At 65.9% G+C, this 20670-nt stretch carries 14 protein-coding genes; 6 read left to right on the top strand and 8 right to left on the bottom strand.

All coding sequences use genetic code 11. The annotated features are described in order from the left end of the window. Positions 1-252: 252 nt before the first annotated feature. From FQK05_RS25075 to FQK05_RS25050, 6 genes are all read right to left on the bottom strand, one after another. The gene (locus tag FQK05_RS25075) at positions 253-1419 is read right to left on the bottom strand and encodes a M20 aminoacylase family protein (RefSeq protein ID WP_158972189.1); all 1167 of its coding nucleotides are present in this window, start codon (positions 1417-1419) and stop codon (positions 253-255) included. A gap of 355 nt (positions 1420-1774) precedes the next feature. Next, positions 1775-3175: an amidase family protein gene (locus tag FQK05_RS25070; protein ID WP_158972187.1), complete on the bottom strand. Its 1401-nt coding sequence runs from the start codon at positions 3173-3175 to the stop codon at positions 1775-1777. 37 nt (positions 3176-3212) lie between these two features. Further along, positions 3213-4901, bottom strand: a complete 1689-nt coding sequence (locus tag FQK05_RS25065) for a dipeptide ABC transporter ATP-binding protein (protein ID WP_158972185.1) — start codon at positions 4899-4901, stop codon at positions 3213-3215. Between the two features lies 1 nt (position 4902). After that, positions 4903-5787: an ABC transporter permease gene (locus FQK05_RS25060; protein ID WP_158972183.1), complete on the bottom strand. Its 885-nt coding sequence runs from the start codon at positions 5785-5787 to the stop codon at positions 4903-4905. After that, on the bottom strand, positions 5787-6728 hold the full coding sequence (locus tag FQK05_RS25055; RefSeq protein WP_158972233.1) for an ABC transporter permease: 942 nt from the start codon (positions 6726-6728) through the stop codon (positions 5787-5789). The genes FQK05_RS25060 and FQK05_RS25055 overlap by 1 nt, the downstream gene beginning before the upstream one ends. Positions 6729-6790: 62 nt before the next feature. Beyond that, on the bottom strand, positions 6791-8362 hold the full coding sequence (locus tag FQK05_RS25050; protein WP_158972181.1) for an ABC transporter substrate-binding protein: 1572 nt from the start codon (positions 8360-8362) through the stop codon (positions 6791-6793). A 306-nt stretch (positions 8363-8668) separates the two neighbouring features. Here FQK05_RS25050 and FQK05_RS25045 point away from each other — a divergent pair, with 306 nt between their 5' ends. Then, on the top strand, positions 8669-10048 hold the full coding sequence (locus tag FQK05_RS25045) for an aminotransferase family protein (RefSeq protein ID WP_158972179.1): 1380 nt from the start codon (positions 8669-8671) through the stop codon (positions 10046-10048). Between the two features lie 121 nt (positions 10049-10169). Then, positions 10170-11657 carry an aminotransferase-like domain-containing protein gene (locus tag FQK05_RS25040; RefSeq protein ID WP_233270677.1) on the top strand — a complete coding sequence of 496 codons (1488 nt, stop codon included), beginning with the start codon at positions 10170-10172 and terminating at the stop codon, positions 11655-11657. 132 nt (positions 11658-11789) lie between these two features. On the opposite strand, the gene FQK05_RS25035 is transcribed toward FQK05_RS25040, so the two are convergent. Continuing rightward, positions 11790-12512, bottom strand: coding sequence for a helix-turn-helix transcriptional regulator (locus FQK05_RS25035; RefSeq protein ID WP_158972177.1), 723 nt, complete (start codon positions 12510-12512; stop codon positions 11790-11792). A gap of 110 nt (positions 12513-12622) precedes the next feature. Between FQK05_RS25035 and FQK05_RS25030 the strand changes: the two genes are divergently transcribed. The 3 genes from FQK05_RS25030 (at position 12623) to FQK05_RS25020 (ending at position 18240) form a co-directional block, all read left to right on the top strand. After that, the gene (locus tag FQK05_RS25030; protein ID WP_158972175.1) at positions 12623-12895 is read left to right on the top strand and encodes a hypothetical protein; all 273 of its coding nucleotides are present in this window, start codon (positions 12623-12625) and stop codon (positions 12893-12895) included. A gap of 591 nt (positions 12896-13486) precedes the next feature. After that, complete coding sequence (locus tag FQK05_RS25025; protein WP_325063981.1) at positions 13487-14773, top strand: metallophosphoesterase family protein; 1287 nt, start codon at positions 13487-13489, stop codon at positions 14771-14773. After that, positions 14773-18240 carry a YhaN family protein gene (locus tag FQK05_RS25020; RefSeq protein WP_158972173.1) on the top strand — a complete coding sequence of 1156 codons (3468 nt, stop codon included), beginning with the start codon at positions 14773-14775 and terminating at the stop codon, positions 18238-18240. Before FQK05_RS25025 ends, FQK05_RS25020 begins: the two co-directional genes overlap by 1 nt. A 238-nt stretch (positions 18241-18478) precedes the next feature. Here the strand turns inward: FQK05_RS25020 and FQK05_RS25015 are convergent, their stop codons facing one another. Beyond that, entirely contained in the window at positions 18479-19402 is a 924-nt protein-coding gene (locus tag FQK05_RS25015) for a LysR family transcriptional regulator (RefSeq protein ID WP_158972171.1), read from the bottom strand. Positions 19403-19534: 132 nt separating this feature from the next. Between FQK05_RS25015 and FQK05_RS25010 the strand changes: the two genes are divergently transcribed. Next, positions 19535-20670: TRAP transporter large permease (locus FQK05_RS25010; RefSeq protein WP_158972169.1), on the top strand; the 1136-nt coding region annotated here is incomplete at its 3' end.

Below are 20670 nucleotides of genomic sequence, written 5' to 3'. Positions count from 1 at the left end.
CACCGGCAAGTACGAGATCGTGGCCTTTTCCAACAGCTGGCACAACGGAGGCCGAGTCATGCCCGGTCGGGGGCGGCGCGTGGAAACCACGCACCCTACGGCAGGGTTCCGATGCCGTTGATATCCTTCCAATGCCCGGTCGATTACCCGGTTCCCCACGCACCGTCTGCCCCCAAGGTTCCCACAACACGGGTCAACGTCTGAAACCGCCCGTCGGTTGCGCGATCCCCATGCCCCGCAAACGCGCGCCGATCACTCTGCCGGCATCCGGCTTTCGACCATTTCCACGAACCAGCTGCACCCGAAGGGGATCGCGTCGTCGTTGAAATTGTATTCGGGATGGTGCAGCGGCTTGCTGTCGGCGCCGTTGCCCAGCCGGATCATCGCACCGGGGCGTTCGTTCAGCATGAAGGCGAAATCCTCGCCCCCCATGACGGTCGGCGTCTCGATGCACGACCCGGTGATCCGTTCGGCCGCGGCGGCGGCAAAGCCTGCCTCGTCTTCCGAGTTGATCAGCGCCGGCACCCCGTCGATGTAGTCGACCGCCGCCTCGCCGCCATGCATTTTTGCCGTCATCTCGGCGATCTCGTGGATCCGGCGTCGCGCCATGTCGCGCACCGCAGGCGACGTCGTTCGCACCGTACCCTTAAGCTGGGTCTTCTGCGGGATGACATTGAACGCCTTCGACGACGTCTCGATACATCCGACCGACACCACCACCGAATCGAGCGGATCGGTGCTGCGGCTGGCGATGCTTTGCAGCGCGATCACGATATGGCTTGCGATCAGCCCGGAATCCACCGTCTCGTGCGGGCGGGCGCCGTGGCCGCCCTTGCCGGTGACCTCGATCTCGAAGATGTCGGCCGCGGCCATCGACGGGCCCGGCTTCACGCCGATCGTGCCCACCGGCAGGCCCGGCGAGTTGTGGATGGCATAGACCTCCTGGATGCCCCAGCGGTCCATCATGCCTTCGTCGCACATCACCTTGCCGCCGCGGCCGCCCTCTTCGGCCGGCTGGAAGATCAGCACGACGCTGCCGTCGAAGTTCCGCGTTTCCGCCAGGTACTTGGCGGCGCCCAACAGCATCGCGGTGTGTCCGTCGTGCCCGCATGCATGCATCTTGCCCGGCACGGTCGAGCCGTAGTCGAGGCCCGTTTCCTCGTGGATCGGCAGGGCATCCATGTCGGCGCGCAGGCCCACCACCCGGCCGGAATTGCCGCGGTTGCCCCTGATCACGGCCACGATACCGGTCTGGGCGATCCCTTCGGTAACCTCGTCGCAGCCGAATTCGCGGAGCTTCTCGGCCACCATGGCACTGGTGCGGGGCAGATCGAACAGAAGTTCGGGGTTGGCATGGATCTCGCGGCGCCAGCCGGCGATTTCGTCCTTCAGTTCGGCGATACGGTTCTTGACGGGCATTCTTCCCTCGTTCCTGCGAAAAACGGCACGGGGTCAGCGGAAGCAGGCCGTGCATCGCCTGCCATGATACGCAGGGAACCATGGCATGTCCCGCCGAACCGCGCGGTCCCGACGGGTGCTTCCGCAGATTTCAGACCAGCGGAACGGTCGCTTCATCCACATGGCGGCAGGGGGCGTTCTGCCCCGGGCCGGGGGACGTCTTGATCGACGACCCGCGGATCTTGCGCCTGGATCTTGCGCCCGGGCCCGCACATCGCGGGCCCGGGCTTCGGCTTGGACCGGCCGACCCGAAGCCCGGCCTGACGTGTTCAGGGGCAGAAATCGGGCCCGCGGCCTAACAGGCCCGGATCTGCACCTACCGCGGATCGACCGGCACGTCCGGGCCGCCACGGGCCGCGATATCGGCGCCCGCGGCCAGCAGCAGGTCCTCGCGGTAGCGCGCGGCGGTCAGTTGCACGCCAAGCGGCGAGCTGCCTTTCATGCCGGTCGCGACCGACAGGCCGGGCAAGGCGAGAAACGGGATACCCAGTTGGGGAAGCTGCGCGGCCCAGACACGAAGATAGGCTTCGGGATCTTTCAGATCCTCTGCGAAGGGGAACGGCGTTTCGGCCGAATTCGGCAACAGAAGGATCGGATAGTCCTCGAAGAACATCTGCCACTTGCGGGCGAGCGTGGCGCGGGTCCGGAGCAGGCCATGGAGTTCGGGAAGTCCGACCGAGCGCGCAAGCTCTTGCTGGCCGCGGAGCATGGCGATCACGCCGGGATCGCCGTCGGCCTCGGCCGCCGCCAGGGCCCCGTCGAAATCTTCCGAAAGCCACAGCTTGACCTGCGCGTCACCGGCCTCTTTCAGGGGCGGGATCGTATCGACCTCGTCGACCTGCCAGCCGGCGTCGCGCAGCCGTTCGGCCGCATCGAGCAGCGCGTCCACGACCGCATCCTGCGTGTCCAGACCGTCGGGGCGCAGGGAAAGCGCCACCTTGCGCGGAACGTCGGGCCCCTTCAGCGGCACAGGCGCAAACCAGGGATCGCGCGGGTCGGGCTGGACCATGGCCTCGAAGCCCAGGCGCAGATCGTCGATGGTGCGCGCCAGCGGGCCGGACACCGACATCAGCTGACCGGAAATCCCCCGTTCGGGCATGCTGGCGTTGTAGTTCGGCACCCGGCCAAGCGTCGGCCGCAGCCCGTGAACCCCGCAGGCATAGGCGGGATAGCGTATCGATCCGCCGATATCCGTGCCATGGGCAATCGCGCCGATGCCGCTGGCAACCGCCGAGGCCGCCCCGCCCGAGGACCCGCCGGGCGTCAGCCCCCTGTCGAACGGGTTGTAGTTGTCGGGATACAGCTGGGAGGTCGTGAACCACCTGACGCCGAAGGACGGCATGTTCGAACGCCCGATCGACACGGCACCGGCGCGTTCGAGATTGTCGACCACCGTCCCGTTTGCCGCGGCGATGTTGTCCTTGTGGGCAACCACGCCGTAGGTGGTGGCAAAACCGGCTTCGTCATTGGTGACCTTGATCGTGACCGGCACGCCCGCCAGCGGGCCGGGATCGCGGCCGGCCGCGATCATGGCGTCGATCTTTGCCGCCCGCATCAGCGATTGTTCGGGGCGGTGATCGACGATGGCGTTGATCAGCGGGTTTACGGCTTCAAGCCGGTCGAGTGCCGATTGCGTCGCCTCGACCGCCGTGAACGCACGGGCACGGACGCCGGCGGCGATGTCGGTTGCGGTAAGCTTCCAGAGTTCGGATGTCATGCTTCTTGTCTCTCGGGTTATGGCTGTATTCTTGCGTCTATGCCGGACGGCCGGGTGCAGCGATGCCCGTCATGTCCGGCGCTCGCACGGGAAACGGTCGAAAGCGGGCAAAGTCCCAGTGGCTGCCGGGCGCGGCAGCCAGAAGGCGTCTTGTATAGTCCTGCCGCGACGCGGTCAGCACGGCGGCAGCGGGGCCCCATTCGACAAGCTGGCCCCCGCGCATCACCGCAATGTCGTCGCAGATCCTGGCCGCCACCCGCAGATCGTGTGTGATGAAGAGGATCGCGACACCCATTTCCGCCTGGATCTGCTCGAACAGATCCAGGACCTGCGCCTGTACCGAGACGTCCAGGGCCGACACCGCCTCGTCCGCGACCAGAACGTCGGGTTCGACGGCGATCGCCCGGGCAATGGCGATACGCTGCCGCTGCCCGCCAGAGAACTGATGCGGCAGCCGGTCCGCGGCGTTCCGGGGCAGACCGACCTTGACCAGAAGGTCACGGGCCAGCGCCAGGGCTTCGGCATGGGGCATGCCGTAGTTGATCGGCGCTTCGGCAATGGTTTCGCCGACAGTGACGCGCGGGTTGAGCGAGCGATAGGGGTCCTGAAAGACCATCTGGATGCGGCGCCGCATGTTTCGAAGCGAAGCGCCGTGCAGGTTGTCGACATGGTCGCCGCACACCCGGATGACACCGCTGTCGGGGGCTTCGAGCTGCATGACGCAACGCGCCAGCGTCGACTTTCCCGAACCGCTTTCGCCGACGATGCCCAGCGTCCGGCCGGGTCTGAGATGAAGCGAGATGTCGTCGAGCGCCCTGACTTCGCGCCCGCGGCCGAAGATCCCCCTGCGGCCGAAGGTCTTGTCCAGCCCGTCCAGTTCCAGCGCGAATCCCGCGCTGGTGTCCGGTCGCGCCGGTCGGGGTTCAAGCCCGGGAACGGCCTTCAGCAGGGCGCGGGTGTAGTCCCTGGTTGGATTGCTCAGGACACCCTGCAGCGATCCGGTCTCGACCATAGCGCCGGCGTTCAGCACCGCCACGCGATCGGCGATTTCGGCGACCACACCCATGTCGTGGGTGATGAACAGGATCGCCGTCCCGCGATCCTTCTGCAGGGTGCGGATCAGGTCCAGGACCTGTTTCTGTGTCGTCACATCCAGCGCGGTCGTCGGTTCGTCGGCGATCAGCAGGGCCGGTTCCAGCACCAGCGCCATGGCGATCATGACGCGCTGGCGCTGGCCGCCCGAAAGCTGGTCGGGATAGGCGCGCATGATCGCCCGCGGATCCGGCAGGTTCACCTTGGCGAGTATGTCGAGCACCCTGGCCCGCCTCTCGGCCGTGCCGAGCTGGGTGTGGATCAACAGCACTTCTTCGATCTGGTCGCCGATCCGTGCGACCGGGTTCAGGGCCGTCATCGGCTCCTGGAAGATCATCGACATGCGGGTCGTCCGCAGGGCCTGCAACCGCTTGCGGGACGCGCCGCGCAGCTCTTCCCCGCACAGGCGGATGCTGCCGCCGCCGATCTCGAGGTCGGCCTCGGGCAGAAGGCCCATCGTCGCCAGCGATGTCAGCGACTTGCCCGAGCCGCTTTCGCCCACGAGGCAGAGCGTTTCACCGGCGGCGACGGAAAGCGACACGTCCTGCAAAAGCGTGGCGCCATCGCGCCCCCGGAGACGGATCGTCAGGTCGCGGATGTCGAGTACGGGCGCCTCGGGGGATGCTCCGGTCATGTCACGCTCTTCCTGTTTTGCTGCGGGGGTCGAAATGATCGCGCAGGACATCGCCCAGCATGTTTGCGGCCAGGATCACCAGCGACAGGATGAGCGCGGGCCAGAAGATCATGCCGGGCCGGAGCGAGAAGAACATACGCCCTTCGGACATGATGTTTCCCCATGTGGGAATGTCCGGGCTGATCCCGACGCCAAGGAACGACAGCACGGCTTCTGTCAGAATGGCCGACGCGAAGACATAGCTGCCCTGGACCAGAAGGGGGGCGACGGTCGAAGGGATCAGGTGGCGCCACATCAGCTTGCCAATCCGCGTGCCGGATATCCGGGCCGCCTCGACGAAGGGGGCAGAGCGGGTCGACAGGATCACGGCGCGGACGATCCGTGCGACACGCGGTATTTCCGGGATGGTGATCGCCACCAGAACGGTCCCGACAGAGGCGCCGGCCAGGGCGACGATTGCCACCGCAAGAAGAACGGCGGGCATCGCCATCAGACCGTCCATGATCCGCATGATCACCGCGTCCGCCGCGCGGAAGAATCCGGACACAAGCCCGATCACAAGACCGGTCCCGACCGCCAGGAGCGTGGCACCGACGCCGATCACCAGAGAGATGCGCCCACCGTAAAGCACGCGCGAGAAGATATCGCGGCCATAGGCATCGGTCCCCATCAGATGCTCGGCAGAGGACGGTCTGAGCCGCGCGGTCATGTTCAGCGCCAGCGGATCGTAGGGGGCCAGCAGTGGCGCAAGCGCCGACAGGGCGGCGACGGCGAACAGGACCGCGACCGTGACCCCGATCACCACCCCCTTGCGACCGGTCATGAGGCTGGACAGGACGGACAGCAGGGCAGGGCGCGACAGCGCGGTTTCGACAGGGCCTGACATCAGTACTTAATCCTTGGGTCGAAGAGGCTGTAGGCGAGGTCGATAAGCAGGTTGATAAGCACGTAGACCGCGCTGGTCACAAGGATCATGGCCTGGATGACCGGGTAATCCCGGGCCATCACCGCATCGATCGTCAGCCGCCCGAGACCGGGCAGGTTGAACACGCTTTCGGTGACGACCACGCCCGAGATCAAGAGTGCCAGACCGGTGCCGACCACCGTCAGGATGGGGATTGCCGCGTTGCGCAGCGCATGACGGAAAAGAACCCTGGGTTCCGTGCAGCCCTTTGCCCGGGCGGTGCGCACGAAATCCTCGTGAATGACATCCAGCATGGCCGCCCGCGTCATCCTGGCAATCAGCGCGACATAGATCACGGACAGCACGACACTGGGAAGGATGGCATGCGACAGGAAGGGGCCCAGCCCGCGCGACAGCGGGGCGAAGCCCTGAACCGGAAGCCAGCGCAGGTCGATCGCGAAAAGCTGAATCAGCATGTAGGCGATGACGAAGACGGGAATGGAAAAACCCAGCACCGAAAAGGCGACCGCGCCCCGGTCGATCCAGCTTCCCTGTTTCCAGGCGGTCAGAACGCCCAGGGGCACCGCCACAAGAACGGACATGCTGATCGTGACCAGTGCGATGGACAGGGTCGGTTCCAGCCGTTGCGCGATAAGCTCGGACACGGGCAGGCCCGAGATCAGCGACTTGCCGAAATCGAGACGGACGATTTGCTGGATCCAGGTCACGAACTGGACCAGAAGCGGCTGGTCCAGCGACAGCGCGGCGCGGATCTGGCGCAGCTGCTCCTCTGTCGCCTGATCTCCGGCGATGGCGACGGCAGGATCGCCCGGCGTCAGCCGCAGAAGCAGGAAGACGAAGATTGCCACGAAGGCCATGACCGGCACCGTCGCGAGAATCCGTTTCAGAACGTAGAAGATCACAGGCATTCACCTTCGGCTGGAAGGGCGGCCCGCCACGCGCGCCGCCCGGGGTTCCGTTACGGTTACCGGGCCCGCTTCACATTCCAGAAATACGGCGCAGCCGGACCGGTCACGAAGCCTTCGAGATCCGACCGGAACGCGCTTGGCGAGACGAACTGTCCAAGCGGCACATACGTTGTCTGCTCGTAGGCATAGGCCTGGATTTCCTTGGCCAGCGCCATGCGTGCCTCTTCCGTGGGGGCCGCGGCGAATTCGGCCCGCAGTTCGTTCAGGTGCGGCAGGTCGGCCCAGCCGAAGGTGCCCTGTTCGCCATTGCCGTCCATGAACAAGTGGCCCAGCGGGTTCATCACGTCGGCGACGCCAAGGTACGAGAACATGATATTCCACCCGCCTTCATCGGCCGGCCCCTTGTTGCGCGCGCGCGTGGCCACGGATTGCCAGTCCATCGGCAGGGAGGTGACATTGAACCCGACCGCGCGCAGCGCATCGGCGGCAACGACCGGCTGGGTCTTCAGGACCGGCACGTCCGTCGTCTGCAGGATCACCACCGGGGTGCCGTCGTAACCGGCCTCCTTCAAGAGCGCCTTTGCCTCTTCCTGCCCGGTGCCCGCGGCAATCTTTTCGCCGCCGACGGCGAAGTCCATCTTGGTGCCGCACCCCATCATGGCGGCGCAGGGCGTGATCAGATCGGGATTGCCGACCAGCGCCAGCAGGAAGTCTTCCTGCTTGAACGACAGGGCGGCAGCGCGGCGCAGCCTGGGATCGTCGAACGGCGGCTGAAGGAAGTTCATCCGCGCCAGCGTCTGCCCGCCTAGCGGGTTCAGCGTCTTGATGGTGATTTCGGGATTGCTTTCGAGGATCGGCAGCAGGTCCATCATCGGCGCTTCGAGGAAGTCGACCTCTCCCGAGGACAGCGCGTTGATCGCGGTCTGGCTGTCCGGCATGTTGATCCATTCGACCCTGTCGAAATGCACCACCTTGCCGCCAGCGCCCCAGCTTGGGGGTTCGTTCCGGGGGATGTAGTCTTCATTCTTCAGGTAGACGGCCTTCACGCCGGGCTGAAATTCGTCCCGGACGAATTCGAAGGGGCCGGAACCGGTGAAGTCCGAGATCGCTTCGGTCGCCGGGGTCGAGGCAACGCGTTCGGGCATCATGAAGGGCACAAGGGACGACGGCTTGCCGATCGTGTCCATGAGCGGCCCGAACGGTTCCGACAGGACGATCCGGAAGCTTTTTTCGTCGACCGGTTCCATGGACGCGACGAAGCTCATCATCTGCCGGCCCATCGTGTCGCGGCTGCCCCAGCGTTTCAGCGAAGCAATGCAGTCTTCGGGCCGCACCGGCGTGCCGTCGTGCCATTTCAGCCCGTCGCGCAGCGTGAACGTGTAAACGAGGCCGTCGTCGGACATCGACCAATCCGCCATCTGTGGCCGGACGACAGAGTTTTCGTCCATGGCGACGAGCGTGTCGTAGATCATGTAACCATGGTCGCGGGTGATATACGAACTGGCCATGACCGGATCGGTCAGCCGCAGGTCGGAATGCATCACGGCGCGCAAGGTTTCGGCGTAGAGCGGCGCCGCGGTCACGGATGCCAGGGCCGCAGATGCAATCAAGCGTTTGATCTTGAACATTTTCCTGTTGGTCCTTTTTCTTTTGGGCAAACGATCCCTGTCCGTTTCTCAGTGCTTTGAAACGGGCTTCGGGAAATTCGCGGAAGGTGTCCCGTGAACCGTTAAGCGCGTCGAAAATGTCTGCATAGGTGCAGATGCGGCCTAACCGTGGTTACAGATTGGCCGGGACCGCCGATCGGCAGCGCCCGTGCGGAACTGCACCCACAGTTGGCGCCCGACTGTACCTACCGGTCCATCTTCCGTCCGGCTTATGGCTCGGCCAGCCAGGGCCCGCGGTGACGCGGCTGCAATACGGAGGCATGAGAGATGGACACTGCGTACAAGACCAATGACATTTCCGGGGTCGTCGAACTCGACCGGGCGCATGTCTGGCACCACATGCTGCAGCACAAGGCGCTGGAAACCGCGGATCCGTTCATTGTGGTCGAAGGACGGGGCCTGACCGTCTGGGATGCCCGGGGGCGCGAATATCTCGACGCCGTTTCGGGTGGTGTCTGGACGGTCAATGTCGGTTACGGGCGCGAGAGCATTGCCGATGCGATGCGCGATCAGGCCGTGCGGATGAACTATTTCGCAGGCAGCGCCGGAACGATCCCGGGCGCACAGCTTGCCCGGCGTCTTCTTGGGCTTATGCCCGGCCTCGACCGCATCTATCTGGCCAATTCCGGGTCGGAGGCGAACGAGAAGGTCTTCAAGATGGTGCGCCAGATCTCGGCCCGCCATCGCGGCGGCCGCAAATCGAAGATCCTGTTTCGCGATCGCGACTACCACGGTTCGAGCATTGCAACCCTTGCCGCGGGCGGACAGCCGGAACGGGCGGATGAATACGGCCCCCTGCCGGAAGGGTTCGTGAAGGTCCCGCATTGTCTTGAATATCGCAGGCAGTGGGATGCGGACGATTACGGCCGGCGCGCCGCGGATGCCATCGAAGAGGTCATCCTGCGTGAAGGGCCCGATACGATCGGGCTTCTGTGCCTGGAACCCGTCACCGCGGGTGGCGGTATCATCACGCCCCCCGAAGGTTATTGGCCGCGCGTGCAGGAGATCTGCCGGAAATACGACATTCTTCTTCATATCGACGAGGTGGTCTGCGGCCTGGGCCGCACCGGGACGTGGTTCGGCTATCAGAATTACGGGATCGAGCCGGATTTCGTGACCATGGCCAAGGGATTGGGCTCGGGCTATGCCGCGATCTCGGCCGTGGCGACGACCAATGCCATATTCGACCTGTTCAAGGACGAAACGGACCCGATGGCCCATTTCCGCGATATCTCAACCTTCGGCGGCTGCACGGTGGGCCCGGCCGCAGCGCTCGAAACCATAGACATCATCGAACGCGAGGGCCTTCTGCAGAATTCCCGGCGCATGGGTGAACGGCTTCATCAGGGCCTGCGGGCGCTTCAGGACCGGCACGCGGTGATCGGCGATGTGCGCGGCATCGGGTTGCTTCAGGGCGCCGAACTGGTCCGCGACCGCGACACGAAGGAACCGGTAAGCGAAGCCCTGGTGACGCGTGTCCTTGCCGAAGCCAAGTCCGAAGGTGTCATCATCGGCGCAATGAACCGGTCGATGAAGGGCCTGAACACGACCCTGTGCCTTGCGCCCGCCCTGATCGCGACCGAGGCGGATATCGACCGGATCCTCTCGGCGATCGGCACGGGCCTGTCGCGGGTCTTTCCCGCCTGAAGCCCTGCGGCAGACGCCTGCGCGCCGGGTTTCAGGGCGCTGGCGCCCCGTGCACGGCGGCGCTAGTCTTCGCCTGTCGTGCTGGCTGGCCCATTGTTCCGGAGGCCTTCAGGAGGCGGCGATGAACCAGATGATCGAAACCCTGATCCAGCTCGACCGCGAGTCGGTCGAGAGCCTGCAGATGCAGATCCGCCGCCAGATCGCCATCGCGGTCGTGTCCGGCCGGTTTCCTCCGAACTATGCGCTGCCGTCGATCCGGGATTTCGCACGCCGGCTTCATGTCAGCAACAACACGGTGTCTCTTGCCTACGATGCGCTGCGCCAGGACGGGTTCATCGCCAGCAAGCGCCGGTCGGGATACTTCATTTCCCCGGACGCCCACGCCGCGCGGGATGCCGCGGTCATGCCGGGGGCAGACCAGGACCCCCCGGATCGTTTCGATTTCAAGGCGCATTTCGGCGATTCCACCTATGACCAGCCGCGCACCACGAAGCCGCACGATGCGCTGGTCCGCTTCCGCTATCCGTTCATCAGCGGCCATGTGGATCCCAACATGTTTCCCGTCGGTGCCTGGCGGGAATGCGTGCGGGATTCCGTGAACTCGATCCAGATTCGCAACTGGGCGATGGATTTTTCCACTGTCGACGACCCGCTTCTGATCGAACAGCTGATCCTGCGGGTCCTGCAGCCGCGGGGGATCTATGCCAATCCGGACGAGGTCCTGATCACCGTCGGCGGGCAGAATGCGCTTTATACCGCGCTGAAACTTCTGCTGAAGAAGCGGGGCGTGCTGGGCGTGGAAAACCCCGGCTATCCCGAAGCCGCCAATATCGCGCGCATGGAAGGGCACGAGGTCCGCCACCTGCCCATGGATGACGAGGGGCTGATCCTGTCGCCCGCGGCGCTGGAGTGCAGCTGTCTTTATGTCACCACCACGCACCAGCACCCGACAACGGTGACCATGTCGGAATCCCGCCGCCACGCCTTTTTGCGCGAAACGCGGAAGAAAGGCATCTTCATCATAGAAGACGACTATGAGGCCGAAACCACCTTCGACGAGAAAGCGGTCCCCGCGCTCAAGGCGCTGGATCACTACGGGAACGTGATCTACATCGGCAGCCTGACCAAGTCGCTGATGCCGGGGCTTCGGATCGGTTTTCTGGTGGCCGACCGCGATTTCGTCTCCGAGGCCCGCTCGTTCCGGCATCATGTCCTGCGTCATCCGCCGATCAACAATCAGAATTCCGTCGGCCTGTTTCTGGAGCGCGGTCATTTCGACAGGTTCATCGCCCGTTTACGGGACGAATACCGCGCCCGTGCAAGGGTGACGCGGGACGCGCTTTACACCTATCTGCCCGAACTGAAGGACCGTGCCCGCTTTGGCGGAAGCAGCTGTTACTTCAGCTTCGCCGACGGGCTGGACACCCTGGCCCTGCAGGAAGCGGCCGCGCGCCGATCGGTCTATTTCGAGGAGTCGAGCAAGAATTTCGAGAACCTGCACGAAGGCCGCTCTGGCATGCGGCTGGGATATTCCTGCATCGACAAGACCCTGATCCCGGACGGCGTCCGTCTGTTGTCGGAAGCCGTCGCCGAACTGCGGGGCACCTGAAGCGCATCCGCCGCTGACCGTCCGGAAATCCGGAGGTGTGGCGGGTTTCCGGTCAAGGGCGCCGCATTGCGCCCTGGCGACAGCAGGCTTTGGCCCTTGCCGTGACGGCACGACGATACAGCGCAAGCAAGTCTACGCAGTTTCGACCGCAGCCTCCGCGCCTGTCAGGTCACGGGCGCCAAGGTCCCAGCGATTCCGCTCTGACCAGATCTGGCGGAGGATCTCTCCCTGACCGGCGAAACAGGCGCCGGTCGGTTCACAGGCATAGATCCGGTCGGTACGGAAATGGCGCAGGCCCCCGCGAAGTTCGCACCATGCCGCAAGAAGAACCGCGTTGATGTGATAGACCACGCCGATGGGCCGGATATCGCGCGTGGTGCGCACGCCGGCCCCATCCATATAGTCGATCCGCAGCACGCGTTCGTCCCGGACGGCCGCGCGCAACATCGCCTTGGACACGCAGCCCAGTTCCGGATCGTCGGCCGGCGCCCCCCAGGGGGAAACCTGAAGCCAGTCCGCCGGAGCATGAAGCGCATCGATCTTTGCCGAAATCCGTTCCGCCGCCCGGCAAAGCGCACGGTCGCCCGACCGGCTGAGCATGCAGAGCCCGACGCGCAGCGCCTCCACCTCCTCCTCGTCGAAGTTGAGTGGCGGCAGATCATAGCCCCGGCGCATGACATAGCCGATCCCGGGTTCGCCCTCTATCGGCGTACGCATGGCCTGAAGCGCCGCGATATCGCGGTAGACAGTGCGGACCGACACTTCGAGCCGCGCGGCAAGGTCTTCCGCCCGGATCGGTCCGTCGACAGACCTGAAAATCTGGATCGTTTCGAAAAGGCGGTTCGATTTCGTCATGGGCGGCATTCCGGCAACGTGCGCTCCTGACATTATAGGCCCGACCGCTGACAACGCCATGTCAGGAGCGATCGGCCAAGGTTCATCCGCCAGGATCAGGAACCGCGCAGATGAGCTACTATGAACATGCAACCCTTCTCGCCCTCCGCCTGGGCCCCTGGGCCGGCCCGGAAGAGCCGGCCCGGTCGACCATCGCGAGAGAGATCGAAGCGGCCTTCACCGAGAAGCGGCAGCATCCCGACATGCCGACGACACCCGGGAAACGGACCACGCCGTTCGACGCGGTTGCCGCCGTCCTTGGCCTTCAACGCCGCCCCGGACACGCGGATTCGGGGAACGAAAGCACGCCCAAAGGAAACAGGGACGGCGAAAGGGGCCGTTGAAGCTCTCGACGCAGCTGTCCTGCAAAGGTTTGCACAGGGCGATAGGGGGCCCTTCGACCCTGCGGCCCTCCGGCCGGCGCAGGAGGCGTTCGATGTCGGTTCTCTGCCGTAGCGCGCAGGGAAGAAACGCTGTGTCAGGGTCATGGCTGCGCGTGCAGCCCCCGGATTGCACAGCGGGTGGCCAAGACGGGGTCCCAGGTCTCAACGGTGAATTTGCGGGAACCGCAGTGATGTCGAGACGGGCCAGCTGTGCCCCGGGCCTGCGTTGCCCGAGGCTCCGGCTTCCGAGCAGGGCGGAGCAGGGTCACGAACGGATTTCCCCTGAAGGACGCGCGCGGTGCGAATGGGTCTCGATAAAGTGGACCAGTTGCCGATCTCGCTCTCAGGCGGTCACGTCAGCATTCCGGATCCGGCGCTGTCGTCGGCATCTCTGATTCCGGAGCCACGCCAACGTGCTTTTCCGGATCGACGCCGAAATTCCTCCACCCGCTGTCCTTCGACATTATCCCGCGGCACAAACTCCGCAGCCAGGAATGGTGTCATTCGAAAGGGAGCCAAACGGCGTTTCCGTCCCTGTCCGGTGGCCCGACGATTGGAATTGAAGCTTTTGCCGGATCCGGATCTAATCGCCTGGAACTTGGGGGTGGTCCGATCAAGATCCTGCACACAGCCGATGTCCATCTGGATGCGCCGCTCCGATCACTGGCGCTGCAGGATCCGGACCTGCGCGACCGGGTGCAGACTGCCACGCGCACGGCTTTCGTCCGCATCGTCGACACCTGCCTGGCCGAAGGCGCGTCGGCGCTGTTGATCGCGGGCGATCTCTTCGACGGGGCGCAGCGCAGCGCGCGGACGGCGGCCTTCCTGGTCGAACAGCTGGACCGGCTGCGAAAGGCCGGGATCCGGGTCTTCTACATCCGCGGCAACCACGATGCCGAAAACCCGGTCGCGGGCGAGACGGCGCTGCCCGACAATGTCCACACCTTCGACGCGCGCGGCGGCAAGGTGCAGCTGGCCGAGGATGTCTGGATCCACGGGGTCAGCTTTTCCGGCCGCCACGTGCCCGACAGCCTGCTGCCCAGATTCGACGCCCCCGTGCCGGGCGCGGTGAACATCGCGATGCTTCATACCTCGCTGGCCGGGGCCGAAGGGCACGATGTCTATGCGCCCTGTTCGGTCGCGGATCTCTCTGCCATGGGTTTCGATTACTGGGCGCTGGGACATGTCCACCGTCGCCAGGTCCATGGCGCGGCGCCCTGGATCGTGATGCCAGGAACGCCGCAGGGCCGCGACATGGGGGAAACCGGCCCGAAAAGTGCCACCATGCTGACGCTGGGCCCCGGCGGGATCGGGGTAGAGGAGATCCCGACCTCGGCCGTGGAGTTCGTGCGACATGAAATGAACGTGCCCCAGGATGGCGACGATGCCGACCTGCGCGCCGATCTGCGGGGCGCCTTGCTGAAGGCCGTGCAGGGACTGGTTTCCGACACAGGCGTGGTGCGGTTGACGCTGAAGGCACCGGGCCCACGCCATTGGCAGATCCTGCGGGACCGGGACCTGTGGACGGAAACCCTGCACCGGCTGGCGGCGGATACCGGGCGGCTGTGGCTGGACCGGCTGGATATCGTGGCGGCCGGGGCCGAACCCGCCGGTCAGGGCGCCACCGACGAACTGGCCCGCCTGATGGCGCAAATCCGTGCCGAGCCGGGCTTTGCCGAGACCTGTCGCCTTGCGCTGGAGGACCTGGCCGCCGAGCTCCCGGCGGACCGCCGCCGCGCGCTGCTGCCGGACGAGGACGCAGCCGCGGCCCTTGCCCGGGCGCTGGCCGAAGCCGGGGCCGAAGCCATGATCGCCCGCATGAAGGGGGCGCCCGACTGATGCGGATCCGGCAACTGGACCTTGACCTGTTCGGTCGCTTTGCGGGGCAGGTCTACGATTTTGGCCCGGGCGGCGAGGGATCGGATTTCCACCTTGTCTACGGGCCGAACGAGGCCGGCAAGACGACCACGATGGAAGGCTTCCTGCGGTTGCTTTACGGCTTTCCGCACCGGGAGCCCTATGACTTCCTGCATCAGCGGCGGAACCTGAAGGTGTCCGGCCGGCTGGAGATCGACGGCCAGATCCGCGACTTTGTCCGGCTGCCGACGCAGAAGGGCAACCTGGTCGACACCTCGGGGGCGGTGCTGCCGGAAAACGCGCTGGCGCAGCATCTGGGCGGGCTGACACTGGCGGATTACCGCAGCCTGCTCTGCCTCGACGACCAGACGATCGAGACGGGGGGCGAGGATATCGCCAATGCCCGCGGCAATTTCGGGACCCACCTGTTTTCCGCCGCTGCCGGGATCGCGAACCTGAACGCGGTGCTGGACGCCGCACGGGACGATGCCGACAAGCTCTACCGCAAGCGTGCCAGCACGACCCAGATGGCCGAACTGAAGCGCGAGCTGGAGGAGGTGAACCGCCAGATCCGCGACCGCGACGTGACGGCCGGGGCCTGGAAGGCGCTGAAACAGGATGTTCAGGCAGCAGAGACGGCAGAGGCCGCGGCCCGGACCGCCCGCGATGCCTTGCGCACCCGGCTGGCGGAAGCACAGGCGCGGGCACGGGCGCTTCCGCTTCTGGCCGAACACGACGCGCTGGCGGCCCAGGTGGCGCCCTTCGCGGCGTATCCCGACCGGCTCGATATCCGTGCCGAGGACCTGGTGACCCTCACCGCGGATCTTGGGCGGGCCGAGGACAACCGCGACCGCCTGACGGACGAAATCGCCGAGACCGAGGCGGCACTGGCCACACTTGACCCGGATCCTGCCCAAGTGGACCTTGGACCGGCGCTGGAGGTGCTGGGTACGCTGCGCGACCGGGCGGCGCCGGCGGCAATCGACCTGCCGAAGCGCCGTCAGGAAATGGCGAACCTGCAACAGGACATGGCGAATGTCGCCCGCGACCTGTCACCGGATCGGCCCCCCGACGCAGGTCCCGAAGATCTGGTCCGAAGCGCGCCGCAGATCGCGGCGCTGGAACAGGCCCGCGAGCGGATGCGTCAGGCCGAAAGGGCCCGGGACACCGGGGCACAGGAGGTCGCCGACCTGGATCGGTCCGTAACCGAGGCCGAGGCCGCCATCGTCAGGATCCGCGACGATGCACCGGCGCACACGGGCTGCGCGGACCTGTTGGCGCGCCATGACCTGGGGGCGCTGGAACGGGACCTTGCCACGGCCCGGGCCCAGATCGGCGCGGCCCGGGATCGCGTGGCCGAGGCGCTGGACAATCTTGCCATCGCCGGACTGCGCTTTGCGGACCTGCCTGCAGGTCCGGTCGACCCGCTGACCGCGGCCGATCTCGCCCGGCGCCACGCCGATCTGACGGAGGAGATCCGGACCGTGACCTCTGAACGCGACAGGTGGCAGACCGAGGCAGAGGTTAACGCCGCCCGCATCGCCCGCCTGGAAGCCGGGACCGGCCCGGTCGGCGATGCCGAGGCGGCAGAGGCCCGCGCAACGCGCGATGCGCTCTGGCAGGCCCATTTGGCCGACCTTTCGGCTGTCAGCGCCGCGGCGTTCGAACCGGCAATGCAGCGGGTGGACGGCCTGGCCGAAGCGCGCCTGGCCCATGCCGCGGATCTGGGTCAGCTGCGCCAGTTGGACCTGGCCCGGATCGATGCGGAAACCCACGGTCGCCGCGCCGCCGACCGACTGGCCCGCATGACCGAAGAGGCGGACGGGATCACGGCACAGGTAGCGGATCGGGCCGCCGCCCTGGGCCTGCCGGCGCTGGCGCCCGATGCCTTCCACGCCTGGGCCGACCGGCACGATGCCGCGGTCCGCGCAGAGGCGCGCCTCGACCGCGTGATCGCAGCGCATCAGGAGGTGCTGAACCGGGTCGACGGGATTCTGGCGGCCTTGCGGCCGCTGCTGCCGCTCGAAGACCCGGACTTTGACAGCGCCCTTGCCGCCGCCCGCCGCCTGGCCGAGGCCGAGACCCGGCACCGCGACATGCTGAAGACAGCGGCCGAACGGGCGGGCAGTCTGAAGAAGGATCGGGACCGCCGGCGCGCCGCACTTGCGGATCTGGAAGCCGTCGCAGAGGCCGCCGCGGCGGATTGGACGTCTTTGGTGGCCGATCTCTTCGGTGCTGCGGTGGTCCCGGCGGTGCTGGACCGGGCACTGGCCCGTCTTCACGAGTTGCGGGCGCTTGACGTCCAGCGGATGCAGGTGGCGCGGCAGGTCCAGGGGATGGAAGCCGACGCTGCGCAGTTCCGCGACAGCGTGGCCCAGTTGGCGGATGCTCATGGGCTGGAAGTCGGCGACGACCCGCTGGCCACCTTCGACATCCTCCGCGGCCTGAAAGATGCGGCGGTGGCGATGATGACCCGCCGCGAGACGCTTTCGAAGACCATGGCGGACCGCACCGAACGGCTGTGCGAAACGCAGGGCCGCCTGAACGAGATTGCCCGGACCGTGCAGGACATCGGACGGAGCTTTCCTGACCTCCCCCCGGGCGGGACCTTGGGTGACACGCTGGCCGCACTTCGTTCCACCGTGGCCGTGGCACACGAGACCATCGAGAGACGTGCCCGGATGCGGGCGCTGGAAACGCGGATCCTGGCCGGTCTGGCCGCACCGGACCTTGATGCAGCCCGCCAGGCATTGGCCGGTGCGACGGCCCCGGCGCTGGAGGCAGAGGCGGCCAGCCTTTTGTCCGACCTCGACGCGGCCGAGGCCGCATTGTCCGCCGCCACGGCGCAAAGGGCCAATGCCGCGCGGGATCTGGCCACGATCACCGGGGATGCGGGCGTCGCGGAACTGGTCGAGCGCCGCACGACACTGGAGCTTCGGATCGAACAGACCGTGCTGGACTATCTTCGCCACCACCTGGGCCTGAAACTGGCGGACGAGGCGATCCGGCGCTACCGCGACACCCATCGCAGCGGCATGATGGAAGCCACCGAACGCGCCTTTGCCGACCTGACCGCCAATGCCTATCCCGCGCTGACCACCCGGCCGGAAAACGGGACCGAGATCCTGTTGGCCCGCGATGCCGCCGGCGGTGCCAAGCAGGTGGGCGACATGTCCAAGGGCACGCGCTTCCAGCTTTATCTTGCCTTGCGGGCCGCGGCCTACGAACAGCTCGTCTCGCAAGGGGTGCGCCTGCCGTTCTTCTGCGACGACATCTTCGAAACCTTCGACGAAGACCGCACCCGCGCCGCCTGTCGCCTGATGGAACGGATCGGGCGCAGCGGCCAGGCGATCTACCTGACCCACCACCGCCACGTCGTCGACATCGCACGCGAGGTCTGCAGCACCCCGCCCATCGTGCACGAGATCGCGCCGGCCAAGCTGTCCTGACCTCGCGCCCCTATGTCCTTCATTTCGTCGGGGGCCGCCCGGCCAGCTTGGCCCATTGTCCGTTCGGTCGGTCTTGGCAAACGGCAAGTGCGATCAGGACCGATTCCGCATTCATTTAACATAAGACTGACTACGGGCTTAAGTCAGATCCGGGTGGGCACGGCGGGAAATTAGTATCGGTGCAGGATCGGCAGGGCCTGGGCCCGGTGCCGTCCCCCGGACGTGCGGTGAACGGGCGTCAGGTCACAGGGCCGCGGGGCGGGCGGTATCCGGCCGTCCAATCCTCCAGCAGCTCGCCAAGCTTTTCGATCAATATGCGCGCGGCCGAACGGTGGCTGACCGGTCCCAGCGACATCGCATAGATATCGAATCCCAGGTCCAGATCGCGCACCTGGAAACCGGTATTGTTCTGGAAGTAGGCGGTGAATTCGTCGGCGATGGACGCCACGCGCATGGTCTGGGCCAAGGGCGGTACCATCGACAGGGACTTGACCGTGATCTGCGGCTGGAACGAGACGTCCTTTCCGGCCAGCGCATCGGCCAGCACCTTGCCCACCGGACCGCGCAGCGTGGAGCCCATAAGCGCCTCGGTATCCAGGTCGGTCATCGGAAGCGGCCCATCGCCCGCCAGCGGACCGTCGGGCGGCGTCAGAAGCTGCAGCCGCCCCTGCCCGATCCGTTCCAGTTCGACATCCTCGACCTGCACCTTGCCCGCAACGATGCAGACATCCGCCTGCCCCGCCCGAAGCGAGTGCAGCTGCTGCGCCAGCGTGCCGACGTCCAGAATCACGTTCATCCCCGGCAGGCAGGTCAGCAGATGGCGGACAGCCTCGGGCACGAAATGGATCGACAGCATGTTGATCGTCATGACCGAAAGCGTCTGGCCGACCCCCTTCTGCAGGGCATCGATGCGGTGTTCCAGCCTGGTCATGCCTTCGAACAGGAACCGGCATTCGCCGCGGATGATCTCGGCCTCGGCGGTGGGCATGACGCGCCCCTTGTCCAGCACGAAAAGCGACAGGCCAAGCGCCGCCTCGAAATCGCGCAGATGCCGCGAGACGGTAGGCTGCGTCAGCCGCAGGTGGCGCGCCGCACCGGAAATGGAATCGTGATCGTAGACGGCACAGAAGACCTGCAGGCGCTGAAGCGTGATCGGTCGCATGGCACTCCTCGGGGCCGGGGCACGGACTAGCCATAGAAGAACTCTATGGGGAGTTCAATATTTTGCTATTTCGCGGTGCGCGGTCCGGTCGCAGGATGGCCTGCAAGCGAAAGCCACAGGGAAGACCCGGGTATGCCTGCGCCATTCATTCTAGGATTCACGATTCTCGGGCTTCTGGCCGGATCCGCCATTGCCTATGTGATCGGCGCCGCGGCGATCCTGACCTTCGTCGCCGCCGGGCGGGATTCGTTCATGGCGGTCCTGCCCCAGCGGCTGTTCAGCCAGTTGGACAGTTTCGCCTTCCTGGCGATGCCGCTTTTCATCTTTGCGGGCGACCTGATGAACCGCGGCGGGCTGGCCACGGCGCTGATCGATTTCACCATGTCCTTCCTGGGCCGGCTGAAGGGCGGGCTGGGCCATGTGAACGTGGCCACGTCGGTGTTCTTTGCGGGCGTCTCCGGGTCTGCCGTGTCGGACGCCGCCGCGCTTGGCAATTCGCTGGTGCCCGAGATGCGCCGCCGCGGCTATTCGCTGGAATATGCGGCCGCCATCACCGGGGCGTCGTCCATCATCGGGCCGATCATTCCCCCGTCGTCGATCCTGATCTTTTACGGCGCGTTGATGGAAACCAATGTCACCGCGCTGTTTGCCGCCGGGATCGTGCCCGGCCTGCTGATCGCGGCGCTGCTAATGGCAATGAACGCCTACTATGCCCATCGCGACGATCATCCGGGCGGACGCGATGCCCAGGTTCCGCCCTTCTTCCCGTCGCTGCTGAAGGCGCTGCCGGCGATGTCGCTGCCGGTGATCATCCTGGGCGGCACGCTCTTCGGCTTCATGACCCCGGCCGAAGCCGCGGCGATGGCTGTCGTTGCCGCGCTTGTCATCGGATTCGGCTACCGGCAGCTGACGCTGCGCGATATCGGTCACAGCCTGCAGCGCACCTGCGTGATGCTGGGGGCGCTGTTCATCATCCTTTGCGCGATTTCGACCTTCAGCTACCTGGCGGCGCTGCTGCAATGGCCGCAGACGATCAAGGGCGTGATCGAAGGCTGGGGCCTGGGTCCCCTGCAATACCTGATGCTGATCAACGTGATCTTCCTGATCGCGGGCATGGTGATGGACGTGAAGGCGGCGGTTGCGCTTTTTGCGCCGATCTTCGTGCCGGTGGCGCTGGCCATGGGGATCGACCCCGTGCATCTGGGCATCGTCATCTGCTTCAACATCACCATCGGGCTTCTGTCCCCGCCGCTGGGCGGTGTGCTTCT

It is taken from the genome of Chachezhania sediminis (assembly GCF_009765275.1).
GTDB classification, from domain to species: Bacteria; Pseudomonadota; Alphaproteobacteria; order Rhodobacterales; family Rhodobacteraceae; genus Chachezhania; species Chachezhania sediminis.
This window is presented reverse-complemented; position numbering and strand designations above follow the sequence as displayed.